Below are 17,560 nucleotides of genomic sequence, written 5' to 3' on the forward strand. Positions count from 1 at the left end.
CTATATGTTGAATAGGCGGTCCTCTCAAAAAGATACTATATATATTCAATCCATTTTCCACTAGTATATTTCACTTTTTCCCTACTGAGATTTACATAACGGAGGTATAACATGACAAATAAAAAAGATATGCAGTACATACTTGCTCTATATGGCATTCTTCTAGGATCTATAGTAGGAGCTACAGTCTGGTTATTTTTAGTCACAATAAATATTGGAATCCACTTTATTTGGGGATACTTGCCTGAAGTTCTCTCTTATCCCTCTTATTACACCCTTTGCGTAACAATAATTGGCGGGGTCCTCGTTGGTCTATCACAAAAATATTTCGGTATATATCCACGCCTTATGCCTGAAGTGATGACTGAATATAAAAAAACTGGTCGAATCGAATATCGCTTTGTCCATCAGGCTACTTTAACAGCGATTATTGTTTTAATTTTCGGAGCTAGTCTTGGTCCAGAAGCCGCACTAGTTGGAATTATAGGCGGACTGTGCACATGGGTAGGGGATCGCTTTAAATTTGCCTTAAAGGGTATGAATGAGCTAACCGAGATTGGAATTGGCGCTACTTTAAGTGTCATTTTTAACGCACCATTATTCGGTTATTTAGCACCGAATGAAAATGAGGGGGAACAAATTGCTGCTTTTTCTAAAGGAAAAAAGGCAATTGTATACTTAGCTACTACTTTCGCAGGTTTTTCTGTTTATTTACTACTGAGTAAACTCGATAATCGTGGATCCTTTATTGTTGATTTCGGGGAAGGTGCACTTTCTTTCAATGAATGGATCGCATTTCTTCCACTTGCTAGTATCGGTGCTATAGTTGGTTTCTTTTATTTCAAGTTAGAATTCACATTAGAGAAGTTAATTCACCCTTTTAGGGAATACAAGCTGACACTCGGAATTATCGGTGGCATTTTATTAGGAATTGCAGGAACTTTTCTTCCGTACACATTATTTTCAGGGGAACATCAATTAAAAGAGTTAGTTGTTGAATGGAGCCATTTATCTTTTTGGATACTACTTCTTTCAGGGATTTTAAAGTTGTGTATTACTGCCGTTTGTTTGAACACAGGGTGGCGGGGTGGACATATATTCCCAATTATATTTTCCGGATCAAGTATTGGATACGCTATAGCATCTATTCTTCCTATAGATCCAGTAGCATCCGTTGCTATCGTAACGACAGCAATTTCGAGCTATGCGTTACGAAAGCCAATAGCTATTACATTGCTATTACTTATGTTTTTCCCGCTTAATTTACTATTGCCAATGCTTGGTGCAGCTGCTATTGGGAATGCCTTTCCACTCCCAAAACATAACGAAAATACAAATTAACAAAAATAGACAGTGGAGACGAAAGCTCCACTGTCTATTTTTTTATTACACATGCTGCTTTAATAACGCTTCTAACTCCTCAAAATTATGCACTTCATATGTCGGTATAATCCCACTATCATTTAACTTCCTTTCTGAATTAAACCAACAAGTATCAATTCCCGCTACATATCCACCTTTAATATCCGCGCTTAATGAATCCCCAATAATCAGCCCTTCTTCAGGTGCAAAGTTAGGAATCCGTTCAAAAACATAATCAAAATACTCTTTCATCGGCTTTTGAAAACCTGTATCTTCCGAAACAAAAACATCTTTAAACAATGAATGTAACCCTGCATTACGCAAACGTTTATCTTGCGTCTTAGAAACACCATTTGTCACTATATACAACTCATACTCCCCTTGAATTTGATTTATAAATTCAAACGCACCTTGCATGAGTTGATTTCCTTCTTCTAAGTAGTTACGGTAATTATTTTCGAATAATATTCCATCTACTTCTTCTCCATACTCTTTAAACAACAGAGAGAATCGTGTATTTACAACTTCATTGCGTGATAGTTCCCCTTTTTCAAAAGCATCCCAAAGACCTTTATTTATTTTTTTATAACGAGCCTCTATCTCGTCTGTTAAAGGGATTCCCTTCTCTTCAAAAAGCACCCGTAAAGCCACTTTTTCAGCCTTTTGGAAATCTAATAATGTATCATCTACATCAAATAGCAATGTTTTATATTTTTTCATAAACTCATCACACTCTCTTTTCTACAAAAACAAATTTACATAAATCGTATCATTCCTTCTTGTAAAGATAATAGGAGATATCTCATACTATAAATAGGGGTGAAAATATGAAAATCAGCAAAAATGAGGAAGAAATTTATCAATACATGCAAATCCATCAATTCCATACCCTATTTTCATTTCATGTCTTGCCATATGTAGAGCTACATTCTTTTCAAACGAAAGAGATGATATGTAGCGAAGGAAATACTCTCCCTTATCTCTATTACTTAATTTCTGGGAAGGCAAAAATATATATGAGTCATAAAAACGGGAAGGTTTCATTAATTAATTTTATTCAAGCACCATCTTTTATCGGGGAATTAGGATTAATAGGAGTAGAAAATATTACTAAGTCCGTTGAAGTACTAGAAGATTGTGTTTGTTTGGCACTTCCTCTTAAAGATTGTCAGCAACTTTTATTACAAGATGCAACGTTTTTACAGCACTTATGCAAATTTATTGGAGAAAAGACAATTACTCGCACTGAAAATTACGCAAAAAACTATAGTTATCCTTTTGAAAATCGATTAGCTGCTTTTATTTTATTAACAGAACAAAATAATTGTTATATAGAAAAGCATACTGAGGCCTCGGAATATTTAAATGTCAGCTACCGTCATCTTTTATATGTATTAAATCAGTTTTGCCAACAAAATTACTTAAAAAAAGACGGAAGAACCTATTACATACGAGATCGAATTCAATTAAAAAAACTTGCTGATGAACTAAAAATATAAAAAAAGCAGCATTAACGTTTACATGTTAATGCTGCTTTTTCGAGTGACGATTATAATTTTAATTAAAATTTACTTGCTACTTTAGCTGCTTCTTCAAGACCTGTAGCAATGATTTCTTCCGCTTTATCTGGGAATTGGTTATGTCCTTCAATAATTACTGTTTCCATGTTTGTTGCGCCGAAGAAGCCCATCATACTTGCTACATATTTAACAGCCATTTCTACCTCAGCTGCTGGACCTTCTGAATATACGCCGCCTCGTGCATTTAATAATGCAATCTTCTTATCACCAATTAGGCCAACTGGACCCTCTGGCGTGTATTTGAACGTTTTACCAGCACGGTTTAAATAATCAATATATGTGTGTAGCACTGCTGGAATCGTTAAGTTCCATAATGGGAAGCCGAAAACAACTTTATCAGCTTCTAGGAATTGATTTAAATACTTATCAGCAACTGCTACTGCTTTTGCCTCTTCTTCTGTTAAATCAAATCCTTTACCTGCCTTGAATGTACCATTGATCATGTCTACACCTACATATGGTAATTCTTCTTTATATAAATCCAGTTCTACTACTGTATCATTTGGGTGTGCTTCTTTATAGTTTGCTAAAAATGCCTCATATAATTTTACACTAACTGCTTGTTCCGCTGGACGGTTGTTTGCTTTAACGAATAAAACTGTTTCCATTATTTCTTCCTCCTAGTACTCACTCTTATGTTGTTATATGCTTTCAAAAAAGGTATCCCTTGTAATTGTTGTTTTGTTGCTTACAAATATATTTTATCTTTATATCAAGACAATTTCGTCCTCACATAGACGTATTTTTCCATAAAAAAAGTCCACCTTCTAAAGGCGAACTAGGTCTTACGACTTTTGTCTTATACAATTCCATTTTTCACCGCATATAACGCCGCTTGTGTACGATCGGATAAATTTAATTTACTCAAAATGCTACTTACATGCGCCTTAACTGTCTTTTCTGTAATAACTAAAACAGATGCAATTTCCTTATTGCTCATCCCTTTTGCTAATAGTTGCAACACCTCATTTTCTCTCGCTGTTAGCACATCTACTTGAATAGAAGGTTCTTCTTCCTTTTCTTCTACAGGTAATGTTTGAGAGAGAAGAGCATTTGCTATATCCGGATGTAATTGAATATTACCTTTATATGCACTTCGAATAGCCTCAACAAGCTGATCCGGTTCTACATCTTTTAAAATATACCCACTTGCTCCAGCCCTTAATGCAGGTAACACATGCGCCTGATCAGAAAAGCTAGTTAACACAATTACTTTCACATTTGGATACTCTTTTTTAATATATGCCGTCGCCTCAACACCATCCATTTCAGGCATATATAAATCCATTAATATAACATCAGGATTTGTTTCTCCTACTTTCACTAACGCTTCTTTCCCATTATTCGCTTCTCCAACTAAATCTAAATCTTCCTGTGTGCTTAAGAAAAACGCTAATCCTTTTAAAACGACTGTATGATCATCAACTAACAATACTTTTATTTTCACAAACTTCCCTCATTTTCACATCATAATGGTACATTTACTTTTACGCTCGTTCGTTTATTACTACTTACAATTTTAATTGTTCCACCAACTAATTCTACTCTTTCACGCATCGTAGTCATACCTAGTGATTTCTTTTCTTTTATATTCTTTTCCACAAAGCCCTTTCCTTGATCAACTATTTCTAATGATACATTTTTCTCATTCACTGTAAAATAAATCGTCGCTTCTTTTATACCTGCATGCTTACTTACATTGTTCAGTGCTTCTTGGCCAATGCGCCATAAAGCTTCTTCTACTACACGAGGTAAATCACGAACACCCGTAACTTGCTCCCTAATTTTCAGTCCCAAATTTTCACCGTACTGCTTTAGAGCTGGCAATAATCCTTTTTCTAATCCTGCTGGACGAAGCTGCCAAATTAATGTCCTCATTTCTTTCAAAGCTCCTTGTGCAAGTTCACGCATCTCATACAAAGATTGATCTACCTTTTCATTTTTACCTTTTAAAACTGCCTCGGCGCCTTTTGTCATGAAGGTTAATGAAAATAATTTTTGCGAAACAGAATCATGTAAATCTCTTGCTAATCGGTTTCTTTCTTCCATTCGTACAAGTTCACGGCGCTGCTCGTTTAACCTCAAATTCTCTATTATTAACGAAACATGGTTTGATAGCGCTTGAATTACATCTATTGTATTAGCATCAAACTCTCCATTATTCAAGCTAACACATAAAACACCAAATATATGGTTTTGAATATGTATTGGCGTAGCAATAACAGTTTGATTTAGATGCACATTATGCCCTATTTGATGTTTTATTAGAACTGGTTCATCTTGCTCTAACGCCTTGTTGGCCGCCTCTTTTACATCCTCTTGTAACTCTTCCTGAACGTAAGACGCTCGCAGAGATAATTCTTTTTCCTCCCTAATAAAAAGCGCTACTTGATTCCATTGAAATACTTCACCTACGTGATTTACCACCTTTTCAGGTAATACATTAAACTTATGAATCGTTTTTAAATCTTGAATGAAACGCTCTAATTTCACATAATAATGTGCTCTTCTTTTTTCATTTTCATATAATTTTGTTCGCTTTAAAGCCGTACCAATTTGGAAAGCAACCGATTGGAGTAATACTAATTCTTCTTCCGAAAAATGTGTTTTACCCGGACTTGCAACATTTAACAACCCAAATTTTTCTCCTCCAGCTTTTAAAGGAACCGTAGCATGATGAAGAATGCCCTCCGTATCTCCCCAATTATATTCAATTGCATTATTAATTCTTTTACATTCAATAATATTAACGGCTCTCTCTAATTTCCCATCTACAAAACCTCGTAAACACCAACACTCACCTTCGCACATCGGGCGTTTATTTTCATATGTAAGTGCCTCTGGTAATTGGTAATCAATCAACTTCGTATACTTCCCATTTTCATCTGCAAGAAAAATCCATCCTGTCGTTAAGCCTGTCACACTTAGTAATTTCTCTAGGACAGCTTGCAATACATGATACGTATCATTTGATGTATTTAATGTTTCTGCAATTTCCTTTAATATAACTAATTCATTTGTACGATTATCTCGAAACATACTCAGTCTCCTGCATACAAGATTTTAAATAGCTCTTAAAATAAATCATCTACTTTTCACTTTGTACTTATTCGTAACATTGATATAATGGTGAAAACATAGTTTTCATTATATCACTTGAGGGGGCTTTCATAATGACATTAAATAAAGCACTTACTATCGCTGGTTCTGACACAAGTGGCGGTGCTGGTATACAAGCAGATTTAAAAACATTCCAAGAACTTGGCGTATACGGAATGACATCTCTTACAACAATCGTAACGATGGATCCACATAACGGTTGGGCACATAACGTATTTCCAATCCCAGCTTCTACATTAAAACCACAATTAGAAACAACAATTGAAGGTGTTGGCGTAGATGCTTTAAAAACAGGTATGCTTGGATCGGTAGAAATTATTGAAATGGTTGCAGAAACAATCGAAAAGCACAATTTCAAAAATGTAGTAGTTGACCCTGTTATGGTATGTAAAGGTGCAGATGAAGCATTACATCCTGAAACGAACGATTGCTTACGTGACGTTCTTGTGCCAAAGGCATTAGTTGTAACGCCAAACTTATTTGAAGCTTACCAATTAAGCGGTGTGAAAATTAATTCTCTTGAGGACATGAAAGAAGCAGCGAAGAAAATCCACGCTTTAGGTGCCAAATACGTACTAATTAAAGGCGGAAGCAAACTTGGTACGGAAACTGCAATCGACGTCCTATATGATGGAGAAACATTCGAACTTCTAGAATCAGAAAAAATCGATACAACCAATACACACGGTGCAGGTTGTACATATTCTGCTGCAATTACAGCAGAACTTGCAAAAGGAAAACCTGTGAAAGAAGCAGTAAAAACTGCTAAAGAATTCATCACAGCTGCTATTCGTTACTCATTCAAAATTAACGAATACGTAGGTCCAACTCACCATGGTGCATATCGTAAATTCGTTGTATCAAAAGAACTTGTCTAATATATAAATAAAAACACTCACAAGGTTCATACATTGACTCTGTGAGTGTTTTTTATAAGCTTTATGTCTTCTGGTCATCTTATCTTTAAGATGCAGAGCTGACCTTATTTCTACCATTTCGTTTCGAGTAGTATAACGCATCATCCGCCGCTTGAATAAATTGCTCTGATGACCCTTCATACTCTGAAACCCCTACCGAAACCGTAATTTTTATTTTTGTTCCATCTAACAATTGAAATGGGTGACTTTCAACAACTGTACGAATTTGCTCGCCCATACAAATTCCGTAAGCTAATCCCTTATTCGGTATCAAAAGCGCAAACTCCTCTCCACCCTTTCGAAAAGCCAAATCTGGAAATTGTGAAGTTTCTCGTAAAATACATCCTACTTGTTTTAACACTTCGTCCCCTGCAGGATGCCCGTACGTATCATTTACATACTTAAAGTGATCAATATCTATAAGGAGTAAACAAAGCGAATCATTTTTCATGTTCTTATTACTAATATGACGATTCATCTCTAAATCAAACTGTCTTACGTTTCCTAAACCTGTCAATGCATCTATCGTTGCGTATTGTTTCATCTTTTGAAATAACTCATTGGATTGTAAAACATAGTTTGTACTTACGAATGTTATGTAACCTGTAGTAATACTTGAAATTAAATATAGTACAACTACAGATATATCATTAAATAATATATACATCGGTACTATCAAAATAGAAAGGCAGTATACGTGTAACCATACTAACTTTAACGTAATCGAAGTTTGTATTCTTGCAATAAAGATAACACCAATTCCACTTAATAAAATTGTATAGCAAGCCAATTCGGAAGCTAAAGAGTACTCAGTAAAAATTAGCCGAGTAATTAAAATTATAGTAACTGTTATACTACTAGCTACCGGACCTCCAACTATAATTGCCAAAATAACGGCTAAATAACGTAAATCCAACATAATATCTTCAATGTGTACACCAAAATGCATTAACAGTACACCTAATATTCCAGTAAAAATACCGATTACACACTTCTGCAAAAAAGAGAATCCTTCTTTTAACGGCTTATCTCTTAAAAGCTGACCTCCAACAAAAATAAAGGAAATAATAATTGTTGTATTTACAAATAAGTCCCTTAACATAAAATAATCTCCCTACTTTTCCATCTATCCCCTTCCTCACTTTATTGTATACGAAATCCCTATAATTCCCAAAGTTTTTTGTTTATTTTTTTGCTGTTCCACGTGAAACAGCAAAAAAAATAAAAAGGGCGAAAACTCGCCCTTTTTCATTAACAACAGCGTGATATTTTTCCACCCTTTGCGTTAAATCTTGCTTCTTGTGCCTCAGCAAAAAACTGCTTTTGACATACAATCTCTTCTTCTGGATGATGCTTTTTCATATGCTCTACGTATATTTCATAACTTGGTACCCCAACGAGCAAACTAATAAAGCGCTTCCTTTCCCCCCATACTTGCCACAGCTTTTTAAGCATAGTTCCTCGACTCACTTTCATCTCTAGGAATATATGGTGCCTCTTTTAACGGCATTGGCTTATTTCTTAATACTTGTATCCAAATTCGAAGTGCTGAAATTAACACAGCGATTACAACTATCATAAAAATCCCACAAAGCGCTGCATCGATATAATCATTAAAAATAATTTGCTTCATTTGAGTAACATTTTTAGCTGGTGCTAACACTTTCCCTTCATCTAACGCTCCCTGAAACACCTTCGCGTGAGATAGAAATCCGATTTTAGGATTTTCATGAAATAGCTTTTGATAACCAGCTGTCATTGTTACAATAAGCAATCCCACAGTTGGAATAAGTGTTACCCAAACGTACGCCTTTTTCCCCATTTTGAACAAAATTGTCGTTCCAAGTAATAATGCGATACCCGCTAACATTTGATTTGCAATACCGAAAAGTGGCCATAATGTATTAATTCCACCGAGCGGATCTATTACCCCTTGGTATAGGAAATATCCCCACCCTAATACACATAACGTTGTAGCTATTACATTCGCTAATGTAGAATCTGTTTTCGCAAAAGGCTTATATACATGCCCTAAAATATCTTGAATCATAAATCGTCCTACACGAGTTCCTGCGTCAATCGTTGTTAAAATAAATAGGGCTTCAAAAAGAATGGCAAAATGATACCAGAATGCCATCATCGCCGTTCCACCTATTACTTGCGAGAAAATATATGCCATACCTATTGCTAACGTCGGTGCGCCACCTGTACGTGATAAAATTGTTTGCTCTCCAACATTTACAGCAAGTTCTTTTAATTCATTTGGTGTAATAGCAAATCCCCATGAAGAAATAACTTGAGCTGCCTGCGATACATCCGTACCAATAAGTGCTGCCGGACTATTAATCGCAAAATAAGTTCCTGGCGTTAATACACAAGCTGCAATCATTGCCATCGCTGCTACAAACGACTCCATTAACATTGCTCCGTAACCAATTGGCTGTGCATGTCCCTCTTGCTCAATCATTTTTGGAGTTGTACCAGATGAAACGAGAGCATGGAATCCAGAGACCGCACCACAGGCAATCGTAATAAATAAGAACGGGAATAAATTACCAGAGAAAACAGGACCAGTTCCATCAATAAATTGCGAAACTGCTGGCATTTGTAAATTGGGTGCTACAATTAAAATACCTATCGCCAATCCAACGATTGTTCCAACTTTTAAAAATGTACTTAAATAATCACGTGGTGCTAATAGCATCCAAACTGGTAATGCCGATGCAATAAATCCATATACAATAAGCATAATAGCAATTGTTTCACCACTAAATGTGAACATACTTGCAAGTGTTGGGTTTTCTGCTACATACTGTCCTCCAACAAGAGATAAAATAAGTAGGATAATACCAATTACTGACCCTTCTCCAACACGACCAGGCCTAATATAGCGCATATAAACTCCCATTAAAATAGCGATAGGAATCGTTGCTGCTATCGTAAACATTCCCCAAGGACTTCCGATCAGTGCCTTTACTACGACTAACGCTAATACTGCTAATAAAATAATCATAATTCCTAAAATACCTATCATTGCAATTAGTCCTGTAACAGGTCCAATCTCATCCTTAATCATTTCTCCTAACGATTTACCATTACGTCTCATCGAAGCAAATAAAATGACAAAATCTTGGACAGCCCCCGCAACAACTACCCCAACAATAATCCAAATGGTCCCTGGTAAATATCCCATTTGTGCTGCTAAAATCGGTCCTACTAAAGGTCCCGCCCCAGCAATCGCTGCAAAGTGATGTCCAAATAATACCCACTTATTTGTCGGAACATAGTCTTTCCCATCGTTTAATGTATGGGCTGGTGTTTGCCGATTATCATCTAAATTAAAAACCTTTCTCGCTATAAATCTACTATAAAAACGATAAGCAACTGCATATACACATACGGCAGCTACTAAGAGCCATACAGCATTAATGGTTTCACCTTGTGATAAAGCTATTACCCCAAAAGCACCTGCTCCTACTGCTGTAATAACGCCCCAAAGTAAGATCGATTTCAATGTCTTCACATACAATTCCCCCAATACTATTTCTTAGTGGAGATTGTACTAAATTTTCTGAATATTTAACTTGAATCCTCCTTATCATGAAGGATTTTCAGTTTATCATGTTAAAATACTCTCATTACCTACTATAATTCAATTTTATTTCGAAGGCGTTTTACATAATTACGACTGACTGGAATTGGTTGCTCATCATACCTATCTAAATACAAATTATACGTGCCATTATAATAAGGTTTCAGTTCTTTTACATATGACATATTAATTAAATAGCTTTTATGCACACGTAAAAAATCATATGCATTTAGCTTATTTTCTAATTCCTGAAGTGTATATGTTGAAATATACTGATTATTCGTTGTGTAAATTGAAACAGTTTTATTTTCTTTATTTTTACTTACATATACGATATCTTCTGGAAGCATATATCGTATACCTTCTTGACTTTCTATCGGTAGTTTCCGCAAATAACTCTTTGCTTTCTCACCTTGTTCTTTACCTATTTTATATAAAAGAAATTGTAAATCTTCTTCACGAAATGGTCGTAATAAATAATAAAATGCTTGGAAACGAAAAGCTGTAATAGATTCCTCTATGTTTTCACCTACAAAAATAAATTTTGTATAGCAATTTATTTCTCGTAATAAACTTGCATATTCAAAACCAGTACCATCTAGTAATTTGGAACTTAAAAAAACAAAGTCTGGTATATGTTTTTTCATCATAAATAAAGATTCTGTTCCTGTCTTTGCTTCAAAACATTCTACATTTCTCATATTTTCAGTGAAATTTTCAGCTAACTCTCTTCTCTCTTCTGCCTCTTCCATGATCAGTAAAATTTTCATTTCTTCAACCACCTAATTCTTTGTCCATATGTCCTGCTGTATACATTCGCTTTTATAAGAAATAATCCCTTTTTCTTACTATACCATTATTTATCTAAAAAAACAGAAAAAAGGAAACCCCTTCGGTTTCCTCTCCCCCTTTATCCTACATTAACTGCCTAGAAAGAGCCGAGTAGTGTAGGGTAATAAACGATCAGGCATACATTTAAAATTTCACTTTATACTAATTCTCTTTGCTTCGTTTCTTGTCCAAGTATTACTACAGCGAATACACCAATTAAAATTGATCCGCAGAAAATCGTAAATATTAATGATAGTGAAGCTTCTGAGGCAACTAAATACCCCACTAATAGTGGCCCAAGAATACCACCAATACGCCCAAACGCTGCTGCCATTCCTGCACCTGTACCACGAATAACGGTTGGATACTGCTCAGGTGTATAGGCGTATAATGCTCCCCAAGCACCTAAGTTAAAGAAGGATAGTAACATACCTGCCACGATTAATACTGTTAATGAATCCGCAACCCCAAACAAATAGGCACTGCAAGCTGTCCCGATTAAATACGTAACCAAAACAAATTTACGACCGAGACGTTCAATAAACCAAGCAGCAGTGAAATATCCTGGAAGTTGAGCTAGTGTCATAATAAGTACGTATTGGAAACTTTTTATTAAACTAAATCCTTTTAGCACCATTACACTCGGTAACCAAAGGAACATTCCATAATAGGAAAAGACAACACAAAACCATAGAATCCATAGCATAATTGTTGCTTTACGATATTCCCCAGACCAAACTGATTTTATATTTTCAATAACAGATGGTCTTTTTTCAACTTTTTGAAACCTTGGGGAATCCGGTAAATTCCATCTTAAATATAAAGCATATAGTGCTGGAACTGCACTCAATACCATCGCAACTTCCCAACCATATTTCGGAATAACAAAATACGAGATAAGAGCTGCAATTAACCATCCACCTGCCCAAAAACTTTCTAATAACACAACAATTTTCCCACGCTCATGTGCTTCAACACTCTCTGATACTAGTGTAGAGGCAACCGGAAGCTCTCCACCAAGCCCCATACCAATTACAAAGCGTAAAACGAGAAACATCGCGAGTGTCGTCGTTAACGCAGTTAAACCACTACCGATAGAAAATAATAATAATGTAATAATAAAGACTGATTTTCGCCCTATTTTATCTGATAGTATCCCAAAAATAAGCGCTCCTACTGCCATACCGATTGAGTTAATACTACCTATCCAGCCCATTTCCTGGCTCGTTAATCCCCAATCCTTTTGCAAGGCTACCATTACAAATGAAAGCATTCCAACATCCATTGCATCAAATAGCCATCCAAGCCCAGCTATACCAAGTAGTTTGCGCTTCGAAATTTCTTTTACCTTGCCCACTAGAAGTCCTCCTCACACAGGTGTCTTTACACATCATTTTACATGTGTGAATTGTATAAGTAAAATACTTTTGTATAAAAAATTTCTCCTTCATCATTCCCAAAAAGTAAAACGTCTATCCCGATTGGTGAGGGCTAATAATCAGTAGGGGTGCCTCACTCATTAAAGTTTCAATTTATTAAAAATGAACAAATAAAAAAAGCAGCGATATTTCGCTACTTTTTCGAACGCATTACTTCTTTTAAAAATTCCGCTAATACTAACTGACGACGCCAGCGTGTTGGATTACTGCATAATCTATAAAACCACTCTAAATGAATCGCTTGAATCCATTTTGGTGCACGTTTTACTTCTCCAGCCCATACGTCTAAACTTCCACCCACTCCAACAGCCATTTTCGTTTCTAAACGATGCTTATTGTTTTGGATAAAGTTCTCTTGTCTCGGGAAACCGAGTGCAACAAGTAATAAATCTGGTTTTGCTTCTTGAATGCGAGAAATAATATTCTCTTCGTCTTCTTGTTTAAAATAACCATCTTGTGTACCGGCGATGGATACAGCTGAATATGTCTTTGTTAAATGATCTGCTGCAGCTTGTACAACATGCGGCTTTGCACCTAATAAGAAAACAGATACTGGTTTACTATCTTCTGATAACTTCGCAAGTAAATTACACATTAAATCAAAACCTGCTACACGCTCTTTTAAAGGTGTACCAAGCATACCACTTGCCTTTACAACCCCAATACCATCAGGTGTAATTAAATCTGTATTCAATAATGTTTGATAGAACTTTTCATCCTTTTTTGCGCACATAACAATTTCAGGATTTGCTGTTACTACCTGAAACGTATGAGTTCGTTCCGCCTCTAGTTGTTCTTTTAAATATTGGACCGTTTCATCCATTGTCATTGTAGAAAAAGGAACGCCTAGAATATCAACTGTTTGTACTGCCATAGTTAACTATCCTCTCTATCATTACAAGTTTTTCGCTATTAATTGCTTATATGTTTCTTTTGTATCTTCATATAGTTTTTGAAGTGAGAAGTTCATAGTAGCATGCTCATAAATATGTTTACCCATTGCTGCTAATTCTCCCGTTTTCCACTTATCATACGCTTCTTCTAAAGCTAATGCTAATGCCTTTCCATCACCTGTTGGCACAATCCATCCGTAAGTTTCATCTACGATTAATGGCTCAATTTCTCCAGCCCTAGTCACAATTGATGGTACACGTTGGTTTGCCGCTTCTAATAAAACTAGTGGGAACCCTTCACTATGGGAAGTTAATAAATTTACATGTGACGACGCAAATAATTGTTTTACATCTTGACGATGTCCTAAAAACTCTACTTTATCGTTAATCCCTTTTTCAGTAGCTAATGACTTTAGATTTTCTTCTAATGGGCCATCGCCAACTAATAATACTTTAATTTTCTCTAATTTTGTTTGTTGTAACGCATCGAATAAAACTTCATGTCCTTTGACGGGATGTAATCGTGCTACTTGGATTGCCGTAAATACATCTTCATCAATATTGAACATTTCTTTTTTATTATAGCCTTCTGCTTTTTCCTGATCGTATTCAATTCCATTATAAATAACATGCATCTTGTCATTTGAAATGCCTAATGCTGCCAAGCTTTTTTTCAATCTATTTGTTACAACGAAAAATAAGTCTATATTTTTTAAGGCTTTCAAATTTAATTTCGTAAAAATCCAACCTTTTAAGCCCTGTTTAGTAAAGTCTTGAAATGGATCACTATGAATAGTCGTTACCCATTTTGCCTTTATTCTCTTTTTCATTAAAGAAACATAGAAATTAGCCCTAGGACCATGTGTATGAACTACATCAAATTTTTCTTTATTAATAAATTCACTTATATTCTTTAAAATGGATAAATCATAGCGCGATTTTTGTGAAAACACATGGACTTTTATCCCTAACTCCCTTGCTTCCTTCGCAACAATTCCATCTTCAAATACTGCTAATTCTACTTCACCAGTTGGAAACTGATCGAGAAGTGAAATAATATGTGTTTTCCCCCCCCCATCTTCTGCTCCTGCATTCATATGCAATATTCTCATATTTTTTCCTCCTTTAAATCCTCGCTACGTTTCCATCTATTTTTATTTTACTGTACTAAAAAATAAAAGCTAACAAAAGTTAGCTTTTATTTTTATCATTCAATTTCTAGGTCTACTATTAGATAAGCTAACACCACTACAAAGTAAATTCCAACTCCTGGTGCTGTTAAAATATGTCCTGCAATATAAGCAATACCTAACGCTAACAATAAGCTTGCTGAAATCATTCCATATTTTATATTAAATATGTCCTTAAATCTCGTAGCAAATGCTAGTAGAATTCTTAGCCCGTAATAAATAAATGGAATCATTAGTAATACAAAGCCAATAATCCCGAAATCGTAAAACCAATCATGGAAGTCCATTTCAATTAGTTTTGGATCTGGCTGCTTTTGTTCATTGTATTTAAAGTTACCTGCATAACCCATTCCTAATAACTTTTGTGACATTGGCGCTTCTTTAAAGAACTGCTTATGTCTTTCTTCATATACTTGACGTCCACTGAAAATAAGGTTTTCTTGATTTTCTTTCTTTTGCTCTTTCTCAAGTTCTTTCTTAACTTCCTCTTCTATCTTCGCCTTTTCTTCTGGCTTTTCAACTTTATGATGATTTTCTTCTTTTGCTTTAAGTTCTTGTTCTTTTTTCAACTTATCTTTAATTTCTTGTTCTTTTTGGCCTTGCTGAGCCACATTTTGCTCTGATAAATAATTATTATGAATGCCCATATTTTGTGCTAATGGTGTTTGTTTAAACGTCCCAACTACACCAGCTAATAGGACAATAGCAATTACTGCGTTAAGTGCAAGAGATTTTTTGTTCGGATTTTTTCTATTAAATAATAATTGTAGTACAATGATCCCGATTGCTGCTGCCAACGTAGCACCAATTGAGCCCATTCCTACTTTTGTACCAACTTGAATTAATGAGTAAATCATTAAAAGTGATGGAATCCAATATAAAATATGTTTCCAGCTCTTTGTTTTTTGAATAGAATATAGTACCACAATAGGGAAAATAATAGCTAAGATTGAACCTAGTTCATTCCCTGCATAGAACCAACCTCGAGAACCAACCTTCATCCATTCATAACTACCAAAGTCAGTAGATGTTGAAATAGAAATAACCATAATTGCGTTAATGATTAATGTAGAATATACAATACTATTTCGAACCTTATCACTAATGTTAACTTTCGTTTTCAATGATTTTAAAGCTAAAATGTATGATCCCAGCATAATATATATATATAATGCTTTCGCAACGAATTTAACTTCTTCACTAAGTACAATAGGATCCTTAACTAGTTTGTTATTAATAAATCCTATTCCTAAAACGCCGGCTAATAATATAAGATAAATTAAAAACTTTCTATTTTCCTTCTCTTTTGCCTGAATTAAAATGTAAATACCACCAACAGCCATAATAAGGAATCTTACTAAAATTCCAACGGTAGCATTTGACTTTAATAAAGTGATGCTAAGAGACGTTAATAAATCTAAAACAGGCTGTAAAATAATAAAAAAGAGCAAAAAATGCTCAAATCTAACCCTAGCTTGATTTGCTAACATTCCAAGACCTCCATACAAAATCTTAACATTATCTTTTAATCATAATTTATTATCGTTAAAACACACCTAGCAATTATAACATAACTCATATTTAAATTGAGAACTTATTTTTATGCCGAAACTAACCAAATCCAGCTTAAGTAGTGCTAGAAAACATTATCCTTTAGCTATTCTTCCCTATCTCTATAAAAACTATCTAACACTCTTCCACTTATTATCAGCATTATAGTAACATTTGTTAATTTATTTATAAGTATGTAAAATTTAATAATTACATACAAACACCCACTCGGCTATCCTACAACTAAAGATTAACCTTGCTTCGTTTTCTCCTAAGCATTTTCAAACGCTTTCTTTATGTATTTTATCCGTTTTTATACATGTAACGAAAAGTAATTGTTATTTCCAATACTTTAGTGTATATTTTTTCTCTGGAACATCTTTAAGAGAAAGGGATTAAGGCCATGTTATTAATCGATATATTTACGTTTCTTGGCATTATCGCCGCTGCCATTTCTGGTACATTAGTTGGTTTAAAAAAAGATTTAGATTTATTTGGTGTCCTTTGTCTAGCTGTAGCTACTGCGCTCGGCGGCGGTATTATTCGTGATATCATGATTGGTAACCTGCCCCCTGTCGCATTTGTAAAACCCATTTACTTTTTCGTAAGTGTATTATCAGCATTATTTACTTGTATGTTTTTTGAGCGTATCAATAAACTTCAAGTCGTTATTATGCTTTCTGATGCTGTTGGATTAGGCGTTTTTACAGCTATTGGTGCAAATGCGGCAATGTCACATCATGTTGACGCCTCATTTCTAGTTGTTTCAATGGGAGTCATTACAGGTATTGGAGGCGGTATTTTGCGTGACATTTGTGCTCAAGATATCCCTTACGTATTCCGAAAAGAGATTTACGCAATCGCTTCTATCTTAGGAGCAATTAGCTTCCTAATCACATACGCTATGGGGGCGCACGTATTAGCTTTCTATGTTTGTTTATTAGTAACATTCGTTATTCGTGTCGTCACTGTAATATATAATGTGCATTTCCCTGTTTTCTTTAAAACACATGCTAAAATTAATAAAGGCCATTAAGAGAATTCTATCTAGAATTCTCTTAATTTATATACTATTCAACGAACTA

At 34.9% G+C, this 17,560-nt stretch carries 16 protein-coding genes; 4 read left to right on the forward strand and 12 right to left on the reverse strand.

Features of this window, described 5'->3' with window-relative positions:
* Positions 1 to 111 precede the first annotated feature (111 nt).
* Positions 112 to 1,341 carry a chloride channel protein gene (locus BUA87_RS15065; RefSeq protein WP_000182472.1) on the forward strand — a complete coding sequence of 410 codons (1,230 nt, stop codon included), beginning with the start codon at positions 112 to 114 and terminating at the stop codon, positions 1,339 to 1,341.
* A 45-nt stretch (positions 1,342 to 1,386) separates the two neighbouring features.
* Here the strand turns inward: BUA87_RS15065 and BUA87_RS15070 are convergent, their stop codons facing one another.
* Complete coding sequence (locus BUA87_RS15070) at positions 1,387 to 2,082, reverse strand: YjjG family noncanonical pyrimidine nucleotidase (protein ID WP_071713915.1); 696 nt, start codon at positions 2,080 to 2,082, stop codon at positions 1,387 to 1,389.
* A gap of 107 nt (positions 2,083 to 2,189) precedes the next feature.
* On the opposite strand from BUA87_RS15070, the gene BUA87_RS15075 reads away from it, so the two are divergent.
* Complete coding sequence (locus tag BUA87_RS15075; protein WP_000703310.1) at positions 2,190 to 2,861, forward strand: transcriptional regulator YeiL; 672 nt, start codon at positions 2,190 to 2,192, stop codon at positions 2,859 to 2,861.
* 62 nt (positions 2,862 to 2,923) lie between these two features.
* On the opposite strand, the gene BUA87_RS15080 is transcribed toward BUA87_RS15075, so the two are convergent.
* The 3 genes from BUA87_RS15080 to BUA87_RS15090 all read right to left on the reverse strand — a co-directional run bounded on the left by BUA87_RS15080 (position 2,924) and on the right by BUA87_RS15090 (position 5,981).
* Positions 2,924 to 3,550, reverse strand: a complete 627-nt coding sequence (locus BUA87_RS15080; RefSeq protein ID WP_071713914.1) for an FMN-dependent NADH-azoreductase — start codon at positions 3,548 to 3,550, stop codon at positions 2,924 to 2,926.
* A gap of 191 nt (positions 3,551 to 3,741) precedes the next feature.
* Positions 3,742 to 4,389, reverse strand: coding sequence for a response regulator (locus tag BUA87_RS15085; protein WP_071713913.1), 648 nt, complete (start codon positions 4,387 to 4,389; stop codon positions 3,742 to 3,744).
* A 20-nt stretch (positions 4,390 to 4,409) separates the two neighbouring features.
* Positions 4,410 to 5,981 carry a GAF domain-containing sensor histidine kinase gene (locus tag BUA87_RS15090; RefSeq protein ID WP_072940163.1) on the reverse strand — a complete coding sequence of 524 codons (1,572 nt, stop codon included), beginning with the start codon at positions 5,979 to 5,981 and terminating at the stop codon, positions 4,410 to 4,412.
* Positions 5,982 to 6,115: 134 nt separating this feature from the next.
* Here BUA87_RS15090 and pdxK point away from each other — a divergent pair, with 134 nt between their 5' ends.
* The gene (gene pdxK / locus BUA87_RS15095) at positions 6,116 to 6,940 is read left to right on the forward strand and encodes a pyridoxine/pyridoxal/pyridoxamine kinase (RefSeq protein ID WP_000174259.1); all 825 of its coding nucleotides are present in this window, start codon (positions 6,116 to 6,118) and stop codon (positions 6,938 to 6,940) included.
* 85 nt (positions 6,941 to 7,025) lie between these two features.
* Here the strand turns inward: pdxK and BUA87_RS15100 are convergent, their stop codons facing one another.
* The 8 genes from BUA87_RS15100 to BUA87_RS15140 all read right to left on the reverse strand — a co-directional run bounded on the left by BUA87_RS15100 (position 7,026) and on the right by BUA87_RS15140 (position 16,414).
* Positions 7,026 to 8,081 carry a GGDEF domain-containing protein gene (locus tag BUA87_RS15100; RefSeq protein ID WP_072940166.1) on the reverse strand — a complete coding sequence of 352 codons (1,056 nt, stop codon included), beginning with the start codon at positions 8,079 to 8,081 and terminating at the stop codon, positions 7,026 to 7,028.
* A 149-nt stretch (positions 8,082 to 8,230) separates the two neighbouring features.
* The gene (locus BUA87_RS15105) at positions 8,231 to 8,434 is read right to left on the reverse strand and encodes a YbdD/YjiX family protein (RefSeq protein WP_000914502.1); all 204 of its coding nucleotides are present in this window, start codon (positions 8,432 to 8,434) and stop codon (positions 8,231 to 8,233) included.
* A complete protein-coding gene (gene cstA / locus BUA87_RS15110; protein WP_071713910.1) occupies positions 8,427 to 10,502 on the reverse strand; it encodes a carbon starvation protein CstA in 2,076 nt (691 codons plus the stop codon). Before cstA ends, BUA87_RS15105 begins: the two co-directional genes overlap by 8 nt.
* Positions 10,503 to 10,624: 122 nt before the next feature.
* Positions 10,625 to 11,341 (reverse strand): LytR/AlgR family response regulator transcription factor, encoded by a 717-nt coding sequence (locus BUA87_RS15115; protein WP_065229618.1) that lies wholly within the window; start codon positions 11,339 to 11,341, stop codon positions 10,625 to 10,627.
* Between the two features lie 218 nt (positions 11,342 to 11,559).
* The gene (locus tag BUA87_RS15120; protein ID WP_000521106.1) at positions 11,560 to 12,759 is read right to left on the reverse strand and encodes an MFS transporter; all 1,200 of its coding nucleotides are present in this window, start codon (positions 12,757 to 12,759) and stop codon (positions 11,560 to 11,562) included.
* Positions 12,760 to 12,974: 215 nt separating this feature from the next.
* Entirely contained in the window at positions 12,975 to 13,715 is a 741-nt protein-coding gene (locus BUA87_RS15130) for a WecB/TagA/CpsF family glycosyltransferase (RefSeq protein ID WP_000290751.1), read from the reverse strand.
* 21 nt (positions 13,716 to 13,736) lie between these two features.
* Positions 13,737 to 14,846 carry a glycosyltransferase family 4 protein gene (locus BUA87_RS15135; RefSeq protein ID WP_053563282.1) on the reverse strand — a complete coding sequence of 370 codons (1,110 nt, stop codon included), beginning with the start codon at positions 14,844 to 14,846 and terminating at the stop codon, positions 13,737 to 13,739.
* A 95-nt stretch (positions 14,847 to 14,941) separates the two neighbouring features.
* Positions 14,942 to 16,414 (reverse strand): O-antigen ligase family protein, encoded by a 1,473-nt coding sequence (locus BUA87_RS15140; protein ID WP_000880753.1) that lies wholly within the window; start codon positions 16,412 to 16,414, stop codon positions 14,942 to 14,944.
* A gap of 464 nt (positions 16,415 to 16,878) precedes the next feature.
* On the opposite strand from BUA87_RS15140, the gene BUA87_RS15145 reads away from it, so the two are divergent.
* Entirely contained in the window at positions 16,879 to 17,511 is a 633-nt protein-coding gene (locus tag BUA87_RS15145; protein WP_000924377.1) for a trimeric intracellular cation channel family protein, read from the forward strand.
* Positions 17,512 to 17,560 lie beyond the last annotated feature (49 nt).

Origin of the sequence: Bacillus sp. bc15 (assembly GCF_900142585.1) — a bacterium.
Classification (GTDB): Bacteria; Bacillota; Bacilli; order Bacillales; family Bacillaceae_G; genus Bacillus_A; species Bacillus_A cereus.